This is a genomic window from Novosphingobium sp. BL-52-GroH (assembly GCF_044813085.1).
Lineage (GTDB): Bacteria > Pseudomonadota > Alphaproteobacteria > Sphingomonadales > Sphingomonadaceae > Novosphingobium.
This window is the reverse complement of record NZ_CP171152.1, coordinates 3,212,729-3,232,132: the sequence shown is the minus strand read 5'-3', so window position 1 is coordinate 3,232,132 and position 19,404 is coordinate 3,212,729. Positions and strand designations below refer to the sequence as shown.

Sequence of the window (19,404 nt, the reverse complement as noted above, 5' to 3'; positions counted from 1 at the left end):
GGCTTAGTTGCCAATCTCGATCTTGCGCACGGATTGCGACGCTTTGGGATCCTTGTCGATGGTGATGCTCAGCACGCCGTGCTTTACCTTCGCTTCGATGCTTTCGGGATCGGCATCGGCCGGAAGCGTCAGTTGACGCCTGAAGCGTCCGTATCGGCGCTCGGTCATCAGGCAGCCGCAGTCCTTGGTTTCGGATGTCTCGGACTTTTCGCCGGCGATCGTGAGTACCCCGTCGGAAAGCTCGATATCGATGTCCTTCTCCGTGAGCCCTGGAAGTTCTGCCGTCAGGCAGTACTCCTTGCCCTTGTCGACGAGGTCCATCGCGGGGACCGGTCCCATTCCGGGCGAAGCGGAACTGAAGATGCTGCGGCCCGTCTGGGTGAAATCATCGAACAGGCGATCGATTTCGCCACGGATCCAGTTCATCGGACCTGCGCCAAGCGGAAGAGGCGCGCCGCCAGCAGGTTTGATCATTTCGTTCATCGCATGTCTCCGTAGTTGCCGTTGCAGGGGATTGGCGCCGTAAATCAGGCAAAGAGAGCGGGATGGTTGTCGCCGGCGAATGCCTCGGGCACCGCAAACCAACGTTGCCGGAGCCCGGAATACGGCGACGGTAGCCACAACGCCGAGCAGTCCCACAATTGCATCGCTTGGACGGCCAGCAGCGCAGAAATTTCCCAGAACGCGAACAGCGCATCCACCCCCTGTTTCGCCGCCTTGTCCGAGCGATGAACCGTGCCGACCATGGTCTGCCTCCTATCCTCGTCGAGCGTGACGCTATGCGGGCTGCGCTGGCCCGATAATCAGGAAAGATACGTAGGGGGCGGCGACGTAGCCATGTCGCGGAGTAAAGAGCAGATCACGGTACCAGAACCGCAGCCCCCTGGAGCCTTCCGTCACGGAGCGCCTTAAGCGCCTCGCCCGCATCGCCAAGAGCGAACCGTGACACGTGCGTATGGACCGGAACCTGCGGTGCCAGAGCCAGGAATTCGCGGCCATCGGACCGCGTCAAGTTCGCGACGGATACGATCGAGCGCTCTTCCCACAGATCGGCATAAGGAAACGCGGGAATATCGGTCATGTGGATGCCGGCGCAAACCACGCGCCCCCCTTTTCGCACCGCCTTGAGCGCCAACGGCACAAGTGCCCCGGCAGGCGCAAATATGATGGCCGCGTCGAGAAGAACGGCGGGAGGCAGATCGGAATCGACCGCCTCGACGCAGCCTAGCGACCGGGCGAATGCCTGGGCCGCAACGTCCCCTGGCCGGGTGAAGGCGTGAACCGAACGCCCTTGCCAGATCGCGACCTGTGCAACGGTGTGAGCAGCAGCCCCGAAGCCGTAGAGACCCAGAACCTGGGCCTCTCCCGCGGTGACCAGTGCGCGGTAGCCGATCAGGCCGGCGCATAGCAGAGGGGCGGCTTCGGCATCGCCGTAGACGTCGGGAATGCCGAGGCAGAAGCGGGAATCCGCGATGACGTGCGAGGCGTAACCCCCATCGCGGGTCGCGCCGGTGTAGACCGGGTCGTCACACAGGTTCTCCCGCCCGGAGCAGCAATAGCGGCAAATCCCGCAGCTGCGCCCGAGCCACGCGACGCCGACACGATCCCCCACTGCAAAGCCAGTAGCCTGTGCGCCCATAGCGATGACCCTGCCGACGATCTCGTGCCCGGGAATGATCGGGTAACGCGCGCCAATCTCGCCGTCCGCGACGTGAAGGTCGGTACGACAAACGCCGCAAGCGGAAACCTCGAGCAGCAGATCGGGCCCCTCGGGCTCCGGCATCGGCCGTTCACACGCTCGAAGCGGTTGCCCCGGCGCATCGAAAACCATGGCTTTCATCATTGCGGTTGTCATCGACCGGGTTCCGTGAATTTGGCGCATGACGCCGTGAGGCCTTCCGGTTGGGCAGCTATCGTACATAGATCGTGAATGCTGCCTTCAGGGCAGGATAACCAAGCCTTTCGGCCGGTTCTTTGCGTAGTTATCCTTATAGCCGCCATCTCGCGGCACTGCGATCACGGGCGCAACTGACGCGCGAAGGAGATAGCCCCGTGAAAGCATTGGTTTATCATGGACCAGGGCTCAAGAGCCTCGACGATCATCCCGATCCCAGGATCGAGGCACCAGGCGATGCCGTTGTCAGGGTTACCTGCACCACGATATGCGGGACCGACCTGCATATCCTGAAAGGCGATGTAGCCACCTGCTCTCCTGGCCGGGTTCTTGGCCATGAAGGAGTCGGGATTGTCGAACGGGTTGGCGCAGCCGTCACGTCCTTCCGGCCCGGCGATCATGTCCTCGTGTCGTGCATCACCTCGTGCGGGATTTGCCATTATTGCCGCCAGGGAATGTTTTCGCACTGCGACACCGGCGGATGGCTATTGGGTAATACGATCGACGGGACGCAGGCTGAAATCGTTCGCATCCCCCATGCCGACACCAGCCTCCACCACATACCGCCCGGAGCCGAAGAAGAGGCTCTCGTGATGCTGAGCGATATCCTGCCCACGGGTTACGAATGCGGGGTGTTGAACGGCCGGATTGCGCCTGGCAGCACCGTGGCGATCGTCGGCGCCGGGCCGATCGGCCTCGCGGCGCTTCTGACAGCCCAGTTCCATTCTCCCGCCGAACTGATCGTGATTGACCCCGATCCACACCGCCTCGACATTGCGATGCGCTTCGGAGCGACCCACATCATCAACCCTGGTGCCAGCGATGTCGTCGGTACCGTCAATAGCCTGACCGGCGGGCGCGGTGCTGACGCGGTAATAGAAGCCGTCGGCATCCCGGCGAGCTTCGAGCTGTGCCAGCAGCTCGTCGCACCGGGAGGTGTGATCGCCAATGTCGGCGTCCATGGGGTCAAGGTCGACCTTCATCTCGAGACGCTGTGGTCTCGCAACGTGTCGATCACGACGCGATTGGTCGATACCGTGACCACCCCGCTCCTGCTCAAAATGGTGACCGCCAAGAAGCTTGGGGCGGAACGGTTCATCACCCATCGCTTCGACCTCGGCGATATCGAGGCAGCGTATGACACTTTCGGAAACGCGGCGCGAACGCACGCGCTCAAGGTCCTCATCCGGCCATGACCGGGCGGATGGAGGAGCTGGCCGGGGAGATAGTACGCCTGCAAGGCGAACTCGATCGAGAAATCGAGCGGCGGCGCAAGGAATTGGGCTGGTCGCTAAAGGAGGGGCTGGTCCGCTTCGAGCAAGGTCTCGTAACCGAGCACCGCAAGCTGCGCCGCGGAGTTGCCGGGTTTATCGCGCGCTCTTCAATCGGCACAATCTCCGTGGCCCCGGTTATCTATTCGTTGATAGTGCCACTGGTTGCGCTGGATTTGTGGGCGAGCCTTTATCAGGCAGTCTGTTTCCGCGCCTATCGCATCCCTCGAGTGCCGCGCGAAGCCTATATCAGCATCGATCGCGGTCACCTGGCCTATCTCAACTGGATCGAAGCACTCAACTGCATGTACTGTGGCTATGCCAACGGCGTGATCGCCTATGTCCGCGAGATCGGCAGCCGGACCGAAGCCTATTGGTGTCCGATCAAGCACGCAGTCCGCATCAGTCAGCCTCATCAACGATATCACACGTTCCTCGAATACGGCGATGCGGAAGGATATCGCGAGCGCCTGGCTCAATTCCGCACCGAATTGCGCAAACAGGACAGTGAAGCATCGATTGGTGGACCAAACCAACCTCCCGGCGAAGCGATACCTCGAACCGCGCGAACCCCTACGCAGGATTGCGAATAGAGCCGTCGGACACCGAGCGCCACAAAGACCCCGAACCAGCAACGGGAGCGCAGAGTGGCAAGTCTTTCAGTTCGAAATGGCAATGCGCACGATATCGAATCGTGGCGCCGCATGGCATGCCATCGAGGCAACGCGATTGCGATCTCGCATGAACCAACGGCCGAACCGCCAAACGGTGGAGCTGACCGTTCGCGTCCTCCAGCAGGAGCGGGCTCGACAGGCCGGCCAATCGATGTCGGCGAACGGCTCGGGGATCTGGCCGCTACGATGTGCTGCATCGCCGGGGCGGCGATCTCGTTCGATCTCGAAATCGGCCTGCCGCGGTCTCGTGTCCGTCTCGACCCCTACGACTTCGACGGCGCGATGCTTGCCTTGGTCGCGGAGGCTGCCGCAAGCGGCGCGCGTGACATCGTGGTGCGCATGCACAAGGTCGGCGCGCGCATCTGGATCTTTGCGCATGACGATGGCCGAAGGGCCCGCCCGCCGGCGCTGGTAGTGGTCCGACACTTGGCAAGGCGCGCACACGGGCAAGTGCTCGTCCGCAGCAGTTCTTCGACCGGAACCTCGGTCGCTCTCATCCTGCCGGCAGTCCTTTCGGTCTGCGCCGGGGATACCCCCGCTCCCTCGTGGAGCATCATGCCCAAGCCCAAGGAGAAGTCCCATGAAGAAGACCGACAGCCAGTTGCAGCGTGACGTGATGGACGAACTCGAGTGGGAGCCCAGTGTCGATCATGCCGACATCGGCGTTGCCGTCAATGACGGCGTGGTCACTCTTTCCGGCTACGTGAAGAGTTACCCGCAGAAGGTCGCAGCCGAGAAGGCCACGCGCCGCGTCGAGGGCGTCAAGGCGATCGCCGAGGAGATCAAGGTGCGCTTTGCCTCGCAGCCCAAGACCGCCGATCACGAGATCGCCAAGCGGATCATCGACATGTTTTCGTGGAGCTCGTCGATCCCCGAGGACACGATCAACGTGAAGGTGGAGCATGGCTGGGTAACGCTGACCGGTTCGGTAGACTGGAACTACCAGAGCACCGAGGCCCGCAACGTCGCCGGCCGGGTGACCGGCGTTACCGGTGTCAGCAACCTCGTCGAGGTCAAGAAGCTGCCGCTCGCGTCCGACATCAAGACCCGGATCGTGTCCGCCTTCGAGCGGCAGGCCGATCTGGACGCCAAGAACGTTACCGTGTTCACATCCGGCAACACCGTGACGCTGGGCGGCAAGGTCAAAGCTTGGAACGAGCGCGGCATCGCCGAGCGCGCGGCCTGGGCGGCGCCGGGGGTCAACAGGGTCGAGGACAACATCGTCGTCGCTTTCTGAAGGCACGCCGGGCTTGCGAAAACGGCCGTCCCGATGAGGGGGCGGCCGTTTTCGTATCCGTATCATCCCTCATATCGATGATCCAAACCCATCCATATCCTTGCTGGAAACGATGGAGACCACGATGAAAAATGTACTTGTGCTCGTACACGACGACGACGGTCAGGAAGCTCGGCTGCAGGCCGCACTCGACCTCACCCGGGCCCTGGACGGTCATCTTAGCTGCGTGGACGTGTCGCTCTACCCGGCCTTTGCCGGCGACTACTACTACGGCGGCGGGGGGGCCGCAGGTATGCTTCTGGCCGACGAACGGCAGCGGGAAAGCAAGAACAAGGCGAAGCTTTCGGCCCGTCTGGTCACCGAAGGGGTTTCATGGGACTGGACCGATGTTACGGGCAATTTCTTCGAGGCCATAGTCGATGCCGCACGGTTGGCGGACGTCGTCGTCGTCAACCGCGAACTCGAGCGGTATCCCTACCCCGACATGCATGGCGTCGCGAGCCGTATCCTGACGCACGTGCGCGTTCCCGTACTCGCTGTGTCGGCCGAGCAGAGGGGGTTGAAGATCGGGCGTGCGCTGGTGGCCTTCGACGGCCAAGCGTCGAGTGCGGCAACGATGCGCGCTTGCGTTCCGATCCTGCGTCTGGCCGAAGCCGTCGAGATTCTCATGGTGCGTGACGGCGCCGAGCAAGTCGAACCGTCTGAAGCCGCAGCCTACCTTTCCCGGCATGGCATCCATGCGGAGGTCAAGATCGTGGACGACGGTCTGCAGCCCGCCGATCGCTACATCAAGGAAGAAAGTGACAACTTCCGGGCCGACTATGTGGTGATGGGCGCCTACAGCCACGGCCGGCTCATGGAGACCTTCGGCGGGGTCACCAAACGGATGCTCCGTAATTCCCACGTCCCGCTTCTGCTGGGTCACTGAAAGGCAATCGAGTGGAAACGTCGGTCCTGGAAATAGGGCTACATGGGAGGGGAAATGCAATGACGGGTTTCGATGAACGCGAACGGGCCATCGAGGCACAATTCGAACACGAGCAAGCTCTGGATTTCTTCGTCGCGGCGAGAGCCAATCGCCTCCTTGCCCGTTGGGCGTCCAGACAATTGCGCCTGCCTACGCAAGACGCGGCGGACTACGAGACTTCAGTAGTCCGCACCGCGCTCGAGAACGGTGGAGAACAAGCGGTCATCGATCGGTTGACAAAGGACCTCGATGCCGCTGGCCTTATGTTTGCGAAGGCCCAACTCCGCCGCATGAGGGCCCAAACGATGGCGGATGCACGGGCCCAGATTCTGGCCGAGGGACTGCCGCCCGGCGAGGGTTCGCCATCGCATTGAGCCGCCGATCCAGATCGCGAGGACACAACGATGAGCCCGATACGCGACAATCCGATCGGAACCAGGGTCCTGGTGTTCATCACGCTGGTGACGGCGGGGCTTATCGCCTTCATTCCGCTCGCGATTTTCCTCAAGCTCAATCGCTGACGGCGCACCAGGCCGAAGCGCATGAAGCATGAAGGACCCAGCACTCCGTGCGCTTCGTGCCAGCCCGTGGGCCAGCCCGGATAGCCTTCGCCGTTGTTCAGGGTGCGGGCCGACGGCGTTGGGGCATCGCCACCCGTTTCAGAGCCTCGGATGCCGTCAGGCAGGCCGGAACCCTATCCTATGCAGCGATCCCATGTTCGCGCGATGACCGGAGCAGCTACGCTTTCGGCGAACCGGCAGTGGGGACGGGAATGGCGTTCCTTGGCTTCGTACCGATCGCGGCATTGGTCGGAGCGGTCGCCCACTGGGGCGAGGTGAAGGATTTTTCGTAGTTGCTGTGCCGGGTCCGGCCGGGATGGCCGAGCCCGCCCGGACCAGCCATTAGTAGATTCCCTTATGCCACCGCTTCATCGTGCACGGTAACGCACGCGCAAAGCCTTCTACTTTGCTGGCCTAACTCGATTTTTGAGGTGGTTTCTGTTTCAGACAAAAAGCGGCTATGTGATGCGAACAGTCACCCACCGCTATGACATCTCGTCCTGTGCGGCCCGAGTGGTTGAAGGGATGGAGGCCGTGCTTGCGATGCCGGCTTGGGAGCGATCACCTGTCGGGCGTTACGGTCTGGCTGTGGGCAGCCTGATGCTCACGGCGGCAGGACGCTGGGCCCTTCACCCCTGGCTTGGCGAGCGAGCTGCCTACCTTCCTTTCGCGTTGGTGGTCCTCGTCGCGATCGTGCTATGCGGCCCAGGTCCCGCCATTCTGGCAAGTCTGGGCGCATTGGCATTTGGATTCTACTTTTCGGGTCCCGCCGACTTCAGTGCCGGCGACCAGCTGGAAGCTGCGACGTTCGCGATCACGTCACTCGGCATTATTCTCCTTGCGGGGAATATCAGCCGCCTCCGGCACCAAGCAATCGACAGCGAGCGCAAATCGCTAGCCCGCACCCAGGACGCCCTCGACGTCGCGGAAGAACTCAACCTATTGATCGACGGCGCGACCCGCCAAGCGATCTACATGCTCGATCCACGCGGCTTCGTTACCATCTGGAACCAGGGAGCCGAGCGCCTGAAGGGCTGGAGCGAAGCCGAGGCGCTGGGACAGCACACTTCTGTCTTCTATCCTGCTGATGCGCGAATAGCCGGCAAACCGGAGGCGGATCTCGACCGAGCGCGGAACGAGGGGCGCTTCGAGGAAGAGTGCTGGCGCCTTCGGAAAGACGGAAGCGAGTTTCTCGCATCCCTTTCACTCACCGCCCTGAAAGACGAACAGGGACATTTGCGGGGTTTCGCGAAGATCGTTTCGGACATCACCGACAGTCGCGCTGCGGAAGACACCATCCGTGCTCGTGAAGAACATCTGGCGTCGATCCTCTCGACGGTCCCGGACGCCATGGTGGTGATCGATCATAAAGGCGTCATCCTCTCCTTCAGTTCCGCCGCACAGGCACTGTTCGGCTACACGGAGGACGAGATCGTCGGCTGCAATGTCAGCACGCTCATGCCGTCACCGGATCGTGAGCACCATGACGGCTACATCCGGCGATATCTCGAAACCGGTGAGAAGCGGATCATCGGGATCGGCCGGATCGTGTTCGCCCAGCGCAAAGACGGCTCGACTTTCCCCATGGAGCTTTCGATCGGCGAAGCGAAGAGCAGGTCGCAACGCATTTTCACGGGCTTCATTCGCGATCTTACGGACCGGCGGCGTACTGAAGAGCGACTGCAATCCTTGCAGTCCGAGCTTATCCACGTGTCACGGGTGAGCGCGATGGGTACCATGGCCTCGACCCTCGCCCACGAACTCAATCAGCCGATTGCAGCCATTGCCAATTACGTGGAGGCGGTCCGCGATCAGCTGCTCGATCCTCGGGACGAGGATCTGCCCATGATGCGTGAAGCTCTTGACGATGCAGCCAAGGACGCCCTGCGTGCTGGCCAGATCGTTCGTCGCTTGCGCGATTTCGTGGCGCGGGGGGAAGTGGAACGGTCGGTAGAAGAATTGCCAGCCCTGATTAAAGATGCTTCGGTTCTGGGCCTGATGGGCGCGCGTGAGCATGGCATCGAGGCCACCTTCGAGCTGGATCCATCCGCTTCGCCAGTCCTGGTCGATAGAGTGCAAATCCAGCAGGTGCTTATCAATCTCCTACGCAATGCCGGCGAAGCGATGAGTGACTCCCCAGAGCGCCGGGTACACGTAACAAGCAGTCCTGATAGAGGGGGGCTGGTGCGCGTCAGCGTGGCCGACACCGGACCTGGCGTTGCCAAGGAGATCGCGGAGCAACTCTTTAGCGCTTTCACCAGCAGCAAGCCGCAGGGCATGGGCCTGGGCCTTTCGATCTGCCGCACGATCATCGAGGCAAATGGCGGACGCATCTGGATGGAACCTCGGCCAGAAGGCGGCACGATCTTCCATTTCACCTTGCAGCGCGCGCAGACGGGGAACGAGCATGAGCAGCAGTAAATTGGTGCACATCGTCGATGACGAGGAATCGATGCGACGCTCCACCGGATATGCTTTGAAAACCACTGGTTACGCCGTCGCTACCTGGGCCTCTGGCGCCGAATTTCTCAAAAAGGTTCGACACGCCGAGCAGGGTTGCATCCTACTTGATGTGCGCATGCCCGACATCGACGGCCTGGAAGTCCAGCAGGTTCTCGCCGCGCGAGGCGTAACCATGCCGGTTGTTATCATGACCGGTCACGGCGACATAAGCATCGCGGTCCAGGCGATGAAAGCGGGCGCGGTGGACTTTCTTGAAAAGCCATTTGAAAAATCAGCGCTCCTCAATGCCGTCGAAGCTGCATTCGAGCGTATCGCCAAGGCGGACAACGCAGCCACGAAAGCCCAGGATGCCGCTACGTTGCTCGCAGCGCTGACCCCCCGAGAGCGCGATGTCCTGGAAGGCTTGGCGCAGGGGCTCCCCAACAAGACGATCGCCTACGACCTGGGTATCTCGCCCCGCACGGTCGAGGTCCACCGCGCGAACGTGATGGCCAAGCTCGACGTACGGAGCTTGTCCGATGCCCTGCGCATCGCCTTTGCAGCAGGGCTGGGACTGTGACCCCTAGGACCACTACGTAAAGACCTGCAGGAGCGGGTTTGCCATTCCCATGGTCTAAGTTGGGAACGGTGAAGTGAATAGTATTCCGAGACAATCTGAACGGCGCAGACCACGCATCCTCCTCGTCGAGGACGACGCAAGCGTCAGGCGTTCGACGCAGCTATTGCTTCAGGGCAAGGGCTTCGATGTTCGTGCCCATGCGGCGGCCGACCCAATCCTGCTGACGGGAAATTTCGGCGAGGTCGCTTGCCTGGTCGTGGACTACTCCCTGGGCGACCAAGACGGCTTCGCTGTTCTGGCGGCCATGCGCGAGCATGGCTGGCAAGGACCGGCCATCCTGATGACTGCCTTTTCGACGGTTGAATTAAAGCGCTGCGCGCGGTTGGCCGGCTTCAGCGAATTTCTCGAGAAGCCGATGGAAGAACGGACGCTCGTCACTGCCGTTGCGCGGCTGACCGGACACGATACGGGGCAGACCGGATGACAGCGAAAGATATGGTCCACCATCGAGGCCGGTATCCCGAGGAGATGTCTGCATTCGAACGCCTGTCCCCGAGAGAGCGCGAAGTCCTCGACGGGGTGGTGCGCGGTCTTACCAATAAGGCCATCGCTCGCGAGCTTGGCATCAGTTTCCGGACGGTGGAAATTCACCGGGCCAGAATGATGCGCAAGCTCAATGCACATACCATCGCAGGCCTCGTCGAAATAGCCTTGAGCCGCTGAGAGCCCGTTTGAGAATGGAATTCACATTTCCGGTCGCTCAGGACTTGCCCACAAAAATCAGGCGGCGCGGTCCGAGGCGGCGAAGGACGGTGGCGATGTCGCCCCCGGCCACCGCCAGGCATCCTTCGCTGCGACCTATTTTGCCTGCGGTGCGCGCCAGGCCATACGAGACATAGTCTGCAGCATGGATGACCAGGCCACGTTGAGCAGCGTTGCTATTGCTGGGCTCAAGCCCGCGAAGTTGGCGGGAAGAGCCATGCCGTCCTTGGTAAATGCCTTCAGTGAGATAGGCCCCTGCGGAAGACGCGTTGGATCCAGGGCTATTCGAGAAGCGTTGCACCCACCCGCTGTGCTCGGGATCGGACCCCCGTCCATGCGCTACCAGGATGGACCTGCTCGTACCAGCCAGCAGATCAACGACGTGGAAGCGCGCCGCCGCCGACGGCGCACTGAAATCGACCACGCCCACGACATCGCGTTCGGTGCCAAACTGGGAATAGCGTTCGAGCGCGCCCAGAGCCTGCTCCAAGAGCGACATGGGAGGCGATCCCGGCGACGCTAGAGCGGCGTGACCGGGCCGCACCAATGCAATCGAACCAAGCGCGGCAAGGAAATGACGACGCGAAATCACGTGGAAGGGGCTCCGGTTCCGTTTGGGGAACAATAGGGGGCATCCGGTCCACAAGGGAGATAAGTACAAACCCTTATAGGCCTGCCACATCGACACCCGGCAAACCCGGCCTATGAAAATATGGTCCCTGCCCTTGTTCGCAGTGCTTCTGTCGGCCGCGTCGCCGCCGCCACATTGGTCCAATATGCAAGTGAGCCGCCTTCTCACGCTCATGGAACGCTCCTCGGATGAGGGGCTCGCCGAAGCAACGGAAGACGTGCCCCGCCTGAAACAGGCCTTGGCGCTCGGCGACGCGGACACGACGGACGCGCTCGCCACCCGAATGGCCGAGGACCTCCTTGGCGACTACATCGGCGGCTGTTGCAACGCGGCGCTCCGGTCCAACTGGCATATTGCCAACGGATACGAGAAGTTCGACCAGCGGGGCGCCATAGCCAGCGCGGTGCGCGACGATGGCCTGGACGCCCTCTTTGCCCGTGCGCGTCCGTCGCATCCCTTTTATTCCGCGCTGCGCGCGGCGTACCGCGGTGAAACTGATCCAGTTCGCCGAAACACGCTCGCCGCCAATCTCGACCGATGGAGATGGATGCCTCGCGACCCGGGCGCGCGCTACCTCCTGGTGAATGCAGCGGCCTTCGAGGCGACGCTATGGCAGGGCGGAGCCATGATTGGCCGCTGGGCCGTAGTCGTGGGAAAGACCAGATCGCCAACTCCGGTCTTTTCGGCGCGAGTAACCGGCGTTGTCCTCAATCCCTGGTGGGAGATTCCTCCAGCCATCGCTCGGGAGAGCATCGCTGGCCTTCTCTCCCGTGATCCGGCGGAAGCCGCGCGCCGAGGTTATGTCCGCGCCGGGCAGCGCTACCGTCAGCGCCCCGGGGCGAACAACGCGTTGGGCCGCATGAAACTCGTCATGCCCAACCCCTACAACGTCTATCTCCATGACACGCCCGCCCAAAGCCTGTTCGAGCAGGACGTCCGCGCCTTCAGCCATGGCTGCGTTCGCGTGGGCGACGCCTTGGGTTTGGCAGCAACCCTCCTGGGCAAGCCCCATTCTCGTTCGAGGCTGGGCACGCTGGTTGCGCAAGGTCAGACACAGACGCTCAGTCTGCCGGCACCGATCCCTGTGTACGTAACCTACTTTACGGCCGAACCAGACGGTGCTGGAGGCGTGCGGTATTTCCCCGACGTCTATCGTCGCGACGTGAAGGCCCAGGCGCCAAGCCCAGAAGGAACTTGCCCGCGATAGATGCGGGGACGGCTTTGATACCCATCGAGCGGACGAAAACTGTCTTTCCGGTTTTCGGAACGCATGTAGCGGTTCGCGCGATCGACCTTCCGCCGGTGCATTATCCCGACACGGCGGTGTCAGGAAGCACATGGGAGAATTGCGTATAGGCAATCCGAACTGGCCGGTCGAAGACCGCGACAGACCCGATCGAAAGAGGGCTTCAGTCGTTCCTGCGAAAACGTTTGCGGAGCGCGATGCGCCCTCCAGATATCTGACCGGCACCCGTACAGGAGACGGTAGCATGACACTGACCTCGGTGAAGCAGCGGATCGTGCTGTGTCATCCCGACGCCGAAAGTCTCTGTTCGAGCATTGCGAAACGCTGGTTGGCCCGGGCGCGGGGGCATCACCAGGAATGCGAAATCCGGGACCTCTACGCGGACCGATTTGACCCTGTGCTCAAATCGAACGAGCAGCCCGGCAAGCCGGGGTACACGCCACTGGAGGCGAACCTCGCCGAGTTGGACGTCCTGAAGGCGCTTGATGTTTTGGTGTTCGTCTACCCAATCTGGTTCGGGAGCCCGCCCGCTATGCTGAAAGGGTATTTCGAGCGTGTGGTGGGCTGCGGAAATGTCGTGAATACCCAGGGCCATGCAAAACCGTTGGCCGGCGTTCGTCTGGTCAGTATCTGCACGTCCGGCGCAAGAGGTGTCTGGCTGGCGGAAAAAGGCGTCACGGGGGCCCTGCACACCATATTCGATCAATATGTTTCCGAAGCATTCGGGAGCAAGAAAACGTATCGACTACATCTGGATTCCATAGACGCTCGAACGGATGATTTCTTCATCCGCACCCGCCTCGCCGATGTCGACCAGTTTGCGGACCAGGTCTGCGCGGATGCATATGGAGATGTCCGAGGCTTATCTCCCTCGTGAGCTTCGCTCTGTTCGGAGGACGTCGAGCACTTCGGTCTGTTGCACGATGTACGGGATTTGCGTGACGCAGTGTGCAAGCAGTCATCGTACCAACGGCGGTTCGAACCTTGAAAGGATGATGCATGACCCTGCAAAATCGATGCAGTTCGAATGGGTCCCGATCCAGGATGCACGCCATCTTCGGACAGTGCCGGACTGTCTCTCGTTCTCCCGTTCACGCGGCATGGCCGGGTAGCGCCGGCAAGGAAGTAAACACGGCCATCAAATCGGAACGCGCGCAAGGGCGTCATTCCACGCGATCCCGCGCGCCGGACGAGACATGACGGCGGTGAGCGCGCGTCAGCCCACAGGGCTGACGAACCTCGCGGCGCAGGCGCGGTTAGCGCAAGACGGTGCCAACGAGATCCCGCGGGCCGGGAAGACATCGCTACTGGGCATCGTCACGAATGTCTTGCGCGAGCCGATGCTCGCCCTCCTCCTGGTCGGCGGCATTGCATACCTTTTGCTGGGAGACCTCACTGAGGCCCTCATCCTGCTGGCATTTGCGACCTTTTCCGTTGTCGTCACGGTCATACAGCAGACACGCACCGAACATGTCCTTGAGGCTCTGCGCGATCTTTCGGCACCTCGCGCGCTTGTCATCAGGGAGGGCGTCCACCTTCGGATCGCCGGACGCGACGTCGTGCGCGATGACCTGATCGTTCTTGGTCAAGGCGATCGTGTCGCCGCCGATGCCGTGCTTATCGACGCGATCGACCTGCAGGCAGACGAGTCGCTTCTGACCGGCGAGTCCATGCCGGTCGACAAATCCAGCGAAACGGACGTCCCCGTCGAGCAGCGACTGCAGCCTGGTGGTCATGGCCGATCTTGCCTCTATTCAGGATCGCTCATCGTTCGCGGCAGCGGGACGGCGCGGGTCGTGGCGACCGGGCCCCGCACCGAGATGGGCAAGATCGGTCAGAGCCTTGCCTCGCTGGAGAGCGAAGTACCTCGCCTCCAACGAGACACCGCTCGCATCGTCGCGTGGTGCGCAGGCGGAGGGGCCGCCGTCGCGCTGGTCGTCGTTCTTTTGTTCCGGTTGCTGCGCGGAGGGTGGATCGAGGCCCTGCTGGCGGGGATTGCGATCGGCATGGCAATGCTGCCCGAGGAATTCCCCGTCGTGCTGACGGTATTTCTGGCTATGGGCGCTTGGCGCATCGGCAAGGTCGGGGTGCTTACAAGGCGCGCATCGGCCATCGAAACTCTGGGCTCCGCCACCGTTCTGTGCACTGACAAGACCGGCACCTTGACGGAAAACAGGATGTCGGTGACCTGGCTGTGGTTGCCATCGGGTGAGATAACGGCTCTGGCCAGCGACGGGCCTATTCCTGAAGGCTTCCGACACCTGCTTGAAAACGCGGCATTGGCCAGCGCTGTCGAACCTGACGATCCGATGGAACTGGCGCTGCACAAGGCGGCCAATGCGGGCATGGACGCGAATCGACCGAGCGAACTTTTGCACACCTGGCCCTTGAGGCCCGGACTTCTGGCAATGTCGAATGCCTGGCGCTGGGGCAACGTCCTGAAGATCTCGGCCAAAGGAGCGCCCGAGGCGATCGCCACTCTCTGCCATCTCTCCGCAGACATGCAGTCAGCTCTGACGGACGCCGTCGAGGCCATGGCGATCCGCGGCATTCGCGTGCTGGCAGTGGCAAGCGCGACCGCGCCCGATCCCGATTGGGCGGAGGCCCAATACGCCTACCAATATGAGCTGGCGGGGCTGGTCGGCCTCGCTGACCCCATCCGCGCGAGCGTGCCCGATGCGGTGGCGCAATGCCGTAGCGCCGGCATCCGCGTCGTGATGATTACCGGAGACCACGCCGCCACTGCGCTCGCGATAGCCCATCAGGCAGGGATCGCCAGCGACCAGGTGTTCTCCGGCGCCGAGATTGCGGACCTCGATGCTGATCGGCTGAGCGAACGACTGAAGACGGTCAATGTCTTTGCACGGATTATGCCCGAGCAGAAGTTACGGATCGTCCAGGCCTTGAAGGCTAGCGGCGAAATCGTGGCGATGACGGGCGACGGGGTGAACGATGCCCCGTCGCTCAAAGCTGCGCACATCGGTATTGCCATGGGAAAACGTGGTACCGATGTCGCCCGCGAAGCTTCGGCCATCGTCCTGCTTGATGACGATTTCGAATCGATCGTGCAGTCCGTTCGCCTGGGGCGGCGAATCTACGACAATATTCGCAAGGCCATGGCGTTCATCTTTGCCGTCCACGTTCCGATCGCCGGACTTGCCCTTCTGCCACTTGTCTCCGGCCTCCCCGTGCTGTTTGGTCCGATCCACATCGCCCTTCTCGAGATGGTGATCGACCCGGTCTGCGCCCTGGTTTTCGAGGCCGAACACGCAGAGGACGACATCATGCGTCGCCCGCCACGTGACCCCGCAGAACGACTATTTTCGCTTCCGATGATCGTGTGGAGCATTTTCCAGGGCATGGTCGCCTTTGTGATCCTGGGTGGGGTGTTTATCATCACCGGACATTCGGCGATGCCCGAGGCCGAAATGCGCGCGCTCACGTTCTTTGCCCTGATCGCTACGATTGTCGCCTTGATCCTCGTCAACCAGTCTTACCGCGCGACGATCCGCGGCCTCATCGCCCGCCCGAACAAAGCGATGCTCTACGTCACCGCGATCATCGCAACGGTGTCCGTTCTGATCCTGTCGATACCGCCAGCGCAATCCTTGCTGAAGTTCGGCTCCGTCGCCTGGAGCGACATAGTGCTGGCGCTGGGTCTTGGCGCCGGCGTTCTGGTTTTTCTTGAAGGGTGCAAGGCGCTGATAGGGCTGAACATCGGGAAACAGCGCAAGACAATCTCATGGATACCACGGTGAGGCTGCCACCACGTACATATCCGCAAATGCTGCACGGTCCCTTACGTCGTGCGTGATCCGGCGATCCGCCGGGCTCCCATCATGGGTCAGCATGCCGACCTATGATCCGGCATCAGGGCGGACGGCACTGGACGCGATCAATCCGGTCATCTTTCCCGGCGCCGGCTTCTCGAACTGCCGCCCAAGACGCGCCTGTTCATGCACACCACGGGATCGACGAGGATGCCTTCGTCGCCATGCGATAGGCCCGGGAACACGCGCTGCCTATGCTGCGTCTGACCCTCCCCTCGGTGCAGTTGGACATGCGCGCGGGACCTTGTGACCCGAGCACCGGTCCAGAACTCGCATCGTGTCCCTTGGCATGGCCACCCCGCACCCTTGTGCGGCCGCGGTCCGGCGGGTGGGAAACATCGAATCTCCCTCCCTCCAGCGATTTAACCTCCGAAACTGTAACGCAGCGTGGCACCGAAGTTGCGACCGTTCACGAAGTGCTGCCGCTCGATCCCTGTCGCCAGACCAGGTTCACCCACGAAGCGATCGGCTGCCTGATTGAGGATGTTCGACGCGGTGAGAGAAAGCGAGAAGTCGTGTGGCAACTTGAAGTTGAGCGACGCGTCGAGCAAACCGAATGAGCGGATATAGCGTCCATCGATCGGGTTTGCGGCTACGCCGAACAATACTGCCTTGGAACGCCACGTGTAGACGACACGCGCGGAGACAATGTCGTCCTCGTACATTCCCGTCAGCGAATACGAGACCTTGGAAGTCAGCGGTTGCATCGTATTGACGCGTTGCCCGTTCAGCGTCAGCGGGTTCTTAGTTTCCACGTACGTGAACGACCCGATGAAGCCGACATGCTTGAACAAATCAGGCATGAAGTCGTAATCAAGGAACGTCTGTGCTGCGAGCTCGATACCCTTTGCGGTTCCCTTCTCTGCATTGATGGTCTGCGTCAGGAAATACTGGTTACCCGAGCAATTTAGATTCGAGATCGGAGTCGGAGCACCGGCGACGGTCTGGCACGACGACACGCCGCTGAAGAAGCCGTCGATCTTCTTGTAGAACAGCCCTGCCGAGACATAGTTTACAGGCGTGAAGTAATGCTCGATCGACAGATCGAAACTGTCAGCTTTCTGCGGCTTCAGGTCCGGATTGCCGACCGATCCATTGCCCGAGATGACGTCCACCACCAGCGTCGGGTTCAGCGAGGCCAGTTCCGGACGCGTAATACCCTTCGCGTAGCCAAAGCGCACCAGCGTGTCAGCCGTCAGGTACCCGGTCAAGTTGAAGCTGGGCAGTACGTCAGTGTAGGAGGATGAGCTGCCGGTGGGGACGATGTTGTTGGTACCAGGGACCCTGTTCATAGCACGTACAAAGGTATCGGTCTTGACAACGCGAACGCCTGCGTTGCCCTTGATCCTGTCATCGAGGAATCCGAAGTCCGCCACCGCATAGCCCGCGTAAGTCTTCTCACTGAAGTAGCGACGGTTCAGAATGTTTTCGGTGAGTGCGTCTTCCGGCTGGATGCCCGCGAGTGGGAAACGGCCCTTGACGTTGTCGCCCAGCAAAGCATCGGGCGAAAACACCAGGTAGCCCCCGCTATAACCCGCCTTGCCGTCGAGGAAGTTGGTAGGCGATGCCTCTACCAGATCAGTCATGGATGCGACCGAGATGGCATTGGACCGATCTGGGGCGAGCAGCAGACCATCGGTAGTCAGGTTTTTACCAGAAAAACTATAGTTGTTGTAGCGATCCTTCTGCGTCGCGTAACGTGCGCCGACCTTGATATCCTTCAGGAATGAATCGTCGATCGTATACTTGAGGTCGAGCGTGGCGGCGATGCCGTCGTCCTCCCACACCTGATTCGTTCCGTTGGCGTAGCTGTTGAAAACCCAAGTCCCCGGCGACGCCAGGTCCGGGCCGGAGATCGCTACCTTCTGAGGCGTTCCCAAGGCGCGCGTTATGTCCCAAGTGAGGCCTGCTGCCGACGAGAGCGTGACTGAGCGGTTGTCCTGATACTGATCGGCCTTGACGTACGAGAAGTCAAAGTTGGCGTCGAGATGATCGCTCGCCTGCCACTTCACCCCGCCGGCCAGCATCAATGTCTTGTATTCTCGGTGCTCGTCGCCGCCAGTAGTCGTGAACGTCGAGTTCAGGAACGTACCGCCTGTGATCCGCTTCCCGGAAAGGAGTTCGTCGGCGCCGCCGTTTGAATTGCGGTTCGCCAGCATTTCGTCGAGCGCAAATGCCGTCGTATCCAACCCTTGCGCATAGCGGCCGTCGGTTGCGTTCAGGAAGCGATATTGCTGGTTGTAAAGGTAGTAGTTGTAAGTGCCCTCGACGTAAAATTCGAGCACGGGCGAAGGCTTCCACTGGACCGAAGCTGACAATCCCTTACGCGTACGCCGATAGTCTTCCTGTGCGATGTTGTTCTGGACTCCCACCGCGGAAAGCAAGTTCTGACGGGCGGACTCTGGCAGGGTCGTGGGGTTAACGTCTGCGAGATACGTGACATCCGACCGGCCGACGTAGGCAGGGTTCAAGTTGAGTCCAGAGCCGACGTTGGCAGCATATTCGGCGCTGTCGCCCGTGATGGCTCGGCGAAACTGGGTGCCCCCGACAGAGGGAGTGTTGTCGCCGCGATTGAAGCTTTGCGAATAGCTACCAGCGACGAGCACGCCCAATTCGCCGCCGTCACCGACGTCCCAGCGCTTTGACAGCAAGCCGAAGTATTCGGGCGTCAGCTTTTTGCCAAGATCATTGTATCGACCGCCAATGGCAGCCGAAGCAGAGAAATCCTTAAAGTCGAGCGGCTTGCGTGTGCGGATATTGACTAGACCGCCAATTGCGCCCTCGATATGCTCGGCCGTAGGGTTCTTATAGACGTCGAGCCCTGCCACCATCGCCGGGCTGGCTCCCTCTACGTTGAATTCGCGGCTGCCGGCCGTAAAGTAGGCGCGACCGTCGACGCGCGAACCGGTCTGTCCGGTCAACCCGCGGATCGTCAGACCGGAACCTGTACCCACCGGCGAAGCAGCTTCGCCGCCAAACCGATAGGCCTGGACGCCAGGCACACGGGTCAGAGTTTCCGCGACATTGGGATCAGGCAACTTGCCAATGTCATCGGCAGTAATTGAGTCCACGATTTCCATCGTGTTCTTCTTGATCTGCGCGCTGTTCTGAAGACTTGCACGCAATCCGGTGACGACGATCTCTTCGACCGTCGCCACGCCGTCGCTGCTCGCCGGTGGAGCAGGTTCGCTCACCGCCGTCTGAGCCGCAACCGGCATCGCCGACGTGGTCGCCATCAAAATGGCGGTAAATTTGACGAGTTTCTTCATAAGCCCCTCCGCATCCGCTTGCAGCGCCGCCGCGATCGCTA

General features: G+C 61.4%; 18 protein-coding genes. 13 read left to right on the top strand and 5 right to left on the bottom strand.

Going from position 1 to position 19,404, the window contains the following annotated elements; all coding sequences use genetic code 11:
* Nucleotides 1-3: 3 nt before the first annotated feature.
* The 3 genes from ACFFDA_RS28180 to ACFFDA_RS28170 form a co-directional block, all read right to left on the bottom strand.
* Nucleotides 4-483, bottom strand: a complete 480-nt coding sequence (locus tag ACFFDA_RS28180) for an Hsp20/alpha crystallin family protein (protein ID WP_404480546.1) — start codon at nt 481-483, stop codon at nt 4-6.
* A gap of 44 nt (nt 484-527) precedes the next feature.
* Complete coding sequence (locus ACFFDA_RS28175; protein ID WP_404480545.1) at nt 528-746, bottom strand: hypothetical protein; 219 nt, start codon at nt 744-746, stop codon at nt 528-530.
* A 113-nt stretch (nt 747-859) separates the two neighbouring features.
* Nucleotides 860-1,831: a zinc-dependent alcohol dehydrogenase family protein gene (locus ACFFDA_RS28170; protein ID WP_404482900.1), complete on the bottom strand. Its 972-nt coding sequence runs from the start codon at nt 1,829-1,831 to the stop codon at nt 860-862.
* 221 nt (nt 1,832-2,052) lie between these two features.
* On the opposite strand from ACFFDA_RS28170, the gene ACFFDA_RS28165 reads away from it, so the two are divergent.
* From ACFFDA_RS28165 to ACFFDA_RS28120, 10 genes are all read left to right on the top strand, one after another.
* Nucleotides 2,053-3,090: a zinc-dependent alcohol dehydrogenase family protein gene (locus tag ACFFDA_RS28165; protein ID WP_404480544.1), complete on the top strand. Its 1,038-nt coding sequence runs from the start codon at nt 2,053-2,055 to the stop codon at nt 3,088-3,090.
* Complete coding sequence (locus ACFFDA_RS28160; protein WP_404480543.1) at nt 3,087-3,758, top strand: hypothetical protein; 672 nt, start codon at nt 3,087-3,089, stop codon at nt 3,756-3,758. The genes ACFFDA_RS28165 and ACFFDA_RS28160 overlap by 4 nt, the downstream gene beginning before the upstream one ends.
* Nucleotides 3,759-4,025: 267 nt before the next feature.
* On the top strand, nt 4,026-4,451 hold the full coding sequence (locus ACFFDA_RS28155) for a hypothetical protein (RefSeq protein WP_404480542.1): 426 nt from the start codon (nt 4,026-4,028) through the stop codon (nt 4,449-4,451).
* Nucleotides 4,420-5,076 (top strand): BON domain-containing protein, encoded by a 657-nt coding sequence (locus tag ACFFDA_RS28150; protein ID WP_404480541.1) that lies wholly within the window; start codon nt 4,420-4,422, stop codon nt 5,074-5,076. The genes ACFFDA_RS28155 and ACFFDA_RS28150 overlap by 32 nt, the downstream gene beginning before the upstream one ends.
* A gap of 112 nt (nt 5,077-5,188) precedes the next feature.
* Complete coding sequence (locus tag ACFFDA_RS28145) at nt 5,189-6,004, top strand: universal stress protein (RefSeq protein WP_404480540.1); 816 nt, start codon at nt 5,189-5,191, stop codon at nt 6,002-6,004.
* Between the two features lie 59 nt (nt 6,005-6,063).
* On the top strand, nt 6,064-6,417 hold the full coding sequence (locus tag ACFFDA_RS28140; protein ID WP_404480539.1) for a DUF1476 domain-containing protein: 354 nt from the start codon (nt 6,064-6,066) through the stop codon (nt 6,415-6,417).
* A gap of 651 nt (nt 6,418-7,068) precedes the next feature.
* Complete coding sequence (locus ACFFDA_RS28135) at nt 7,069-9,024, top strand: PAS domain S-box protein (RefSeq protein WP_404480538.1); 1,956 nt, start codon at nt 7,069-7,071, stop codon at nt 9,022-9,024.
* A complete protein-coding gene (locus tag ACFFDA_RS28130; protein ID WP_404480537.1) occupies nt 9,011-9,625 on the top strand; it encodes a response regulator transcription factor in 615 nt (204 codons plus the stop codon). The genes ACFFDA_RS28135 and ACFFDA_RS28130 overlap by 14 nt, the downstream gene beginning before the upstream one ends.
* Nucleotides 9,626-9,698: 73 nt before the next feature.
* The gene (locus ACFFDA_RS28125; protein WP_404480536.1) at nt 9,699-10,109 is read left to right on the top strand and encodes a response regulator; all 411 of its coding nucleotides are present in this window, start codon (nt 9,699-9,701) and stop codon (nt 10,107-10,109) included.
* Entirely contained in the window at nt 10,106-10,348 is a 243-nt protein-coding gene (locus tag ACFFDA_RS28120) for a response regulator transcription factor (RefSeq protein ID WP_404480535.1), read from the top strand. The genes ACFFDA_RS28125 and ACFFDA_RS28120 overlap by 4 nt, the downstream gene beginning before the upstream one ends.
* A 37-nt stretch (nt 10,349-10,385) precedes the next feature.
* On the opposite strand, the gene ACFFDA_RS28115 is transcribed toward ACFFDA_RS28120, so the two are convergent.
* Nucleotides 10,386-10,886, bottom strand: coding sequence for a murein L,D-transpeptidase catalytic domain-containing protein (locus ACFFDA_RS28115; RefSeq protein ID WP_404480534.1), 501 nt, complete (start codon nt 10,884-10,886; stop codon nt 10,386-10,388).
* A gap of 205 nt (nt 10,887-11,091) precedes the next feature.
* Here ACFFDA_RS28115 and ACFFDA_RS28110 point away from each other — a divergent pair, with 205 nt between their 5' ends.
* The 3 genes from ACFFDA_RS28110 to ACFFDA_RS28100 all read left to right on the top strand — a co-directional run bounded on the left by ACFFDA_RS28110 (nt 11,092) and on the right by ACFFDA_RS28100 (nt 16,022).
* A complete protein-coding gene (locus ACFFDA_RS28110) occupies nt 11,092-12,225 on the top strand; it encodes a L,D-transpeptidase family protein (protein WP_404480533.1) in 1,134 nt (377 codons plus the stop codon).
* A 283-nt stretch (nt 12,226-12,508) separates the two neighbouring features.
* Nucleotides 12,509-13,141: an NAD(P)H-dependent oxidoreductase gene (locus ACFFDA_RS28105; protein ID WP_404480532.1), complete on the top strand. Its 633-nt coding sequence runs from the start codon at nt 12,509-12,511 to the stop codon at nt 13,139-13,141.
* A gap of 319 nt (nt 13,142-13,460) precedes the next feature.
* Nucleotides 13,461-16,022: a cation-translocating P-type ATPase gene (locus tag ACFFDA_RS28100; RefSeq protein ID WP_404480531.1), complete on the top strand. Its 2,562-nt coding sequence runs from the start codon at nt 13,461-13,463 to the stop codon at nt 16,020-16,022.
* 434 nt (nt 16,023-16,456) lie between these two features.
* Here ACFFDA_RS28100 and ACFFDA_RS28095 read toward each other — a convergent pair whose 3' ends face one another.
* Nucleotides 16,457-19,363, bottom strand: a complete 2,907-nt coding sequence (locus ACFFDA_RS28095) for a TonB-dependent receptor (protein ID WP_404480530.1) — start codon at nt 19,361-19,363, stop codon at nt 16,457-16,459.
* Between the last annotated feature and the right edge of the window lie 41 nt (nt 19,364-19,404).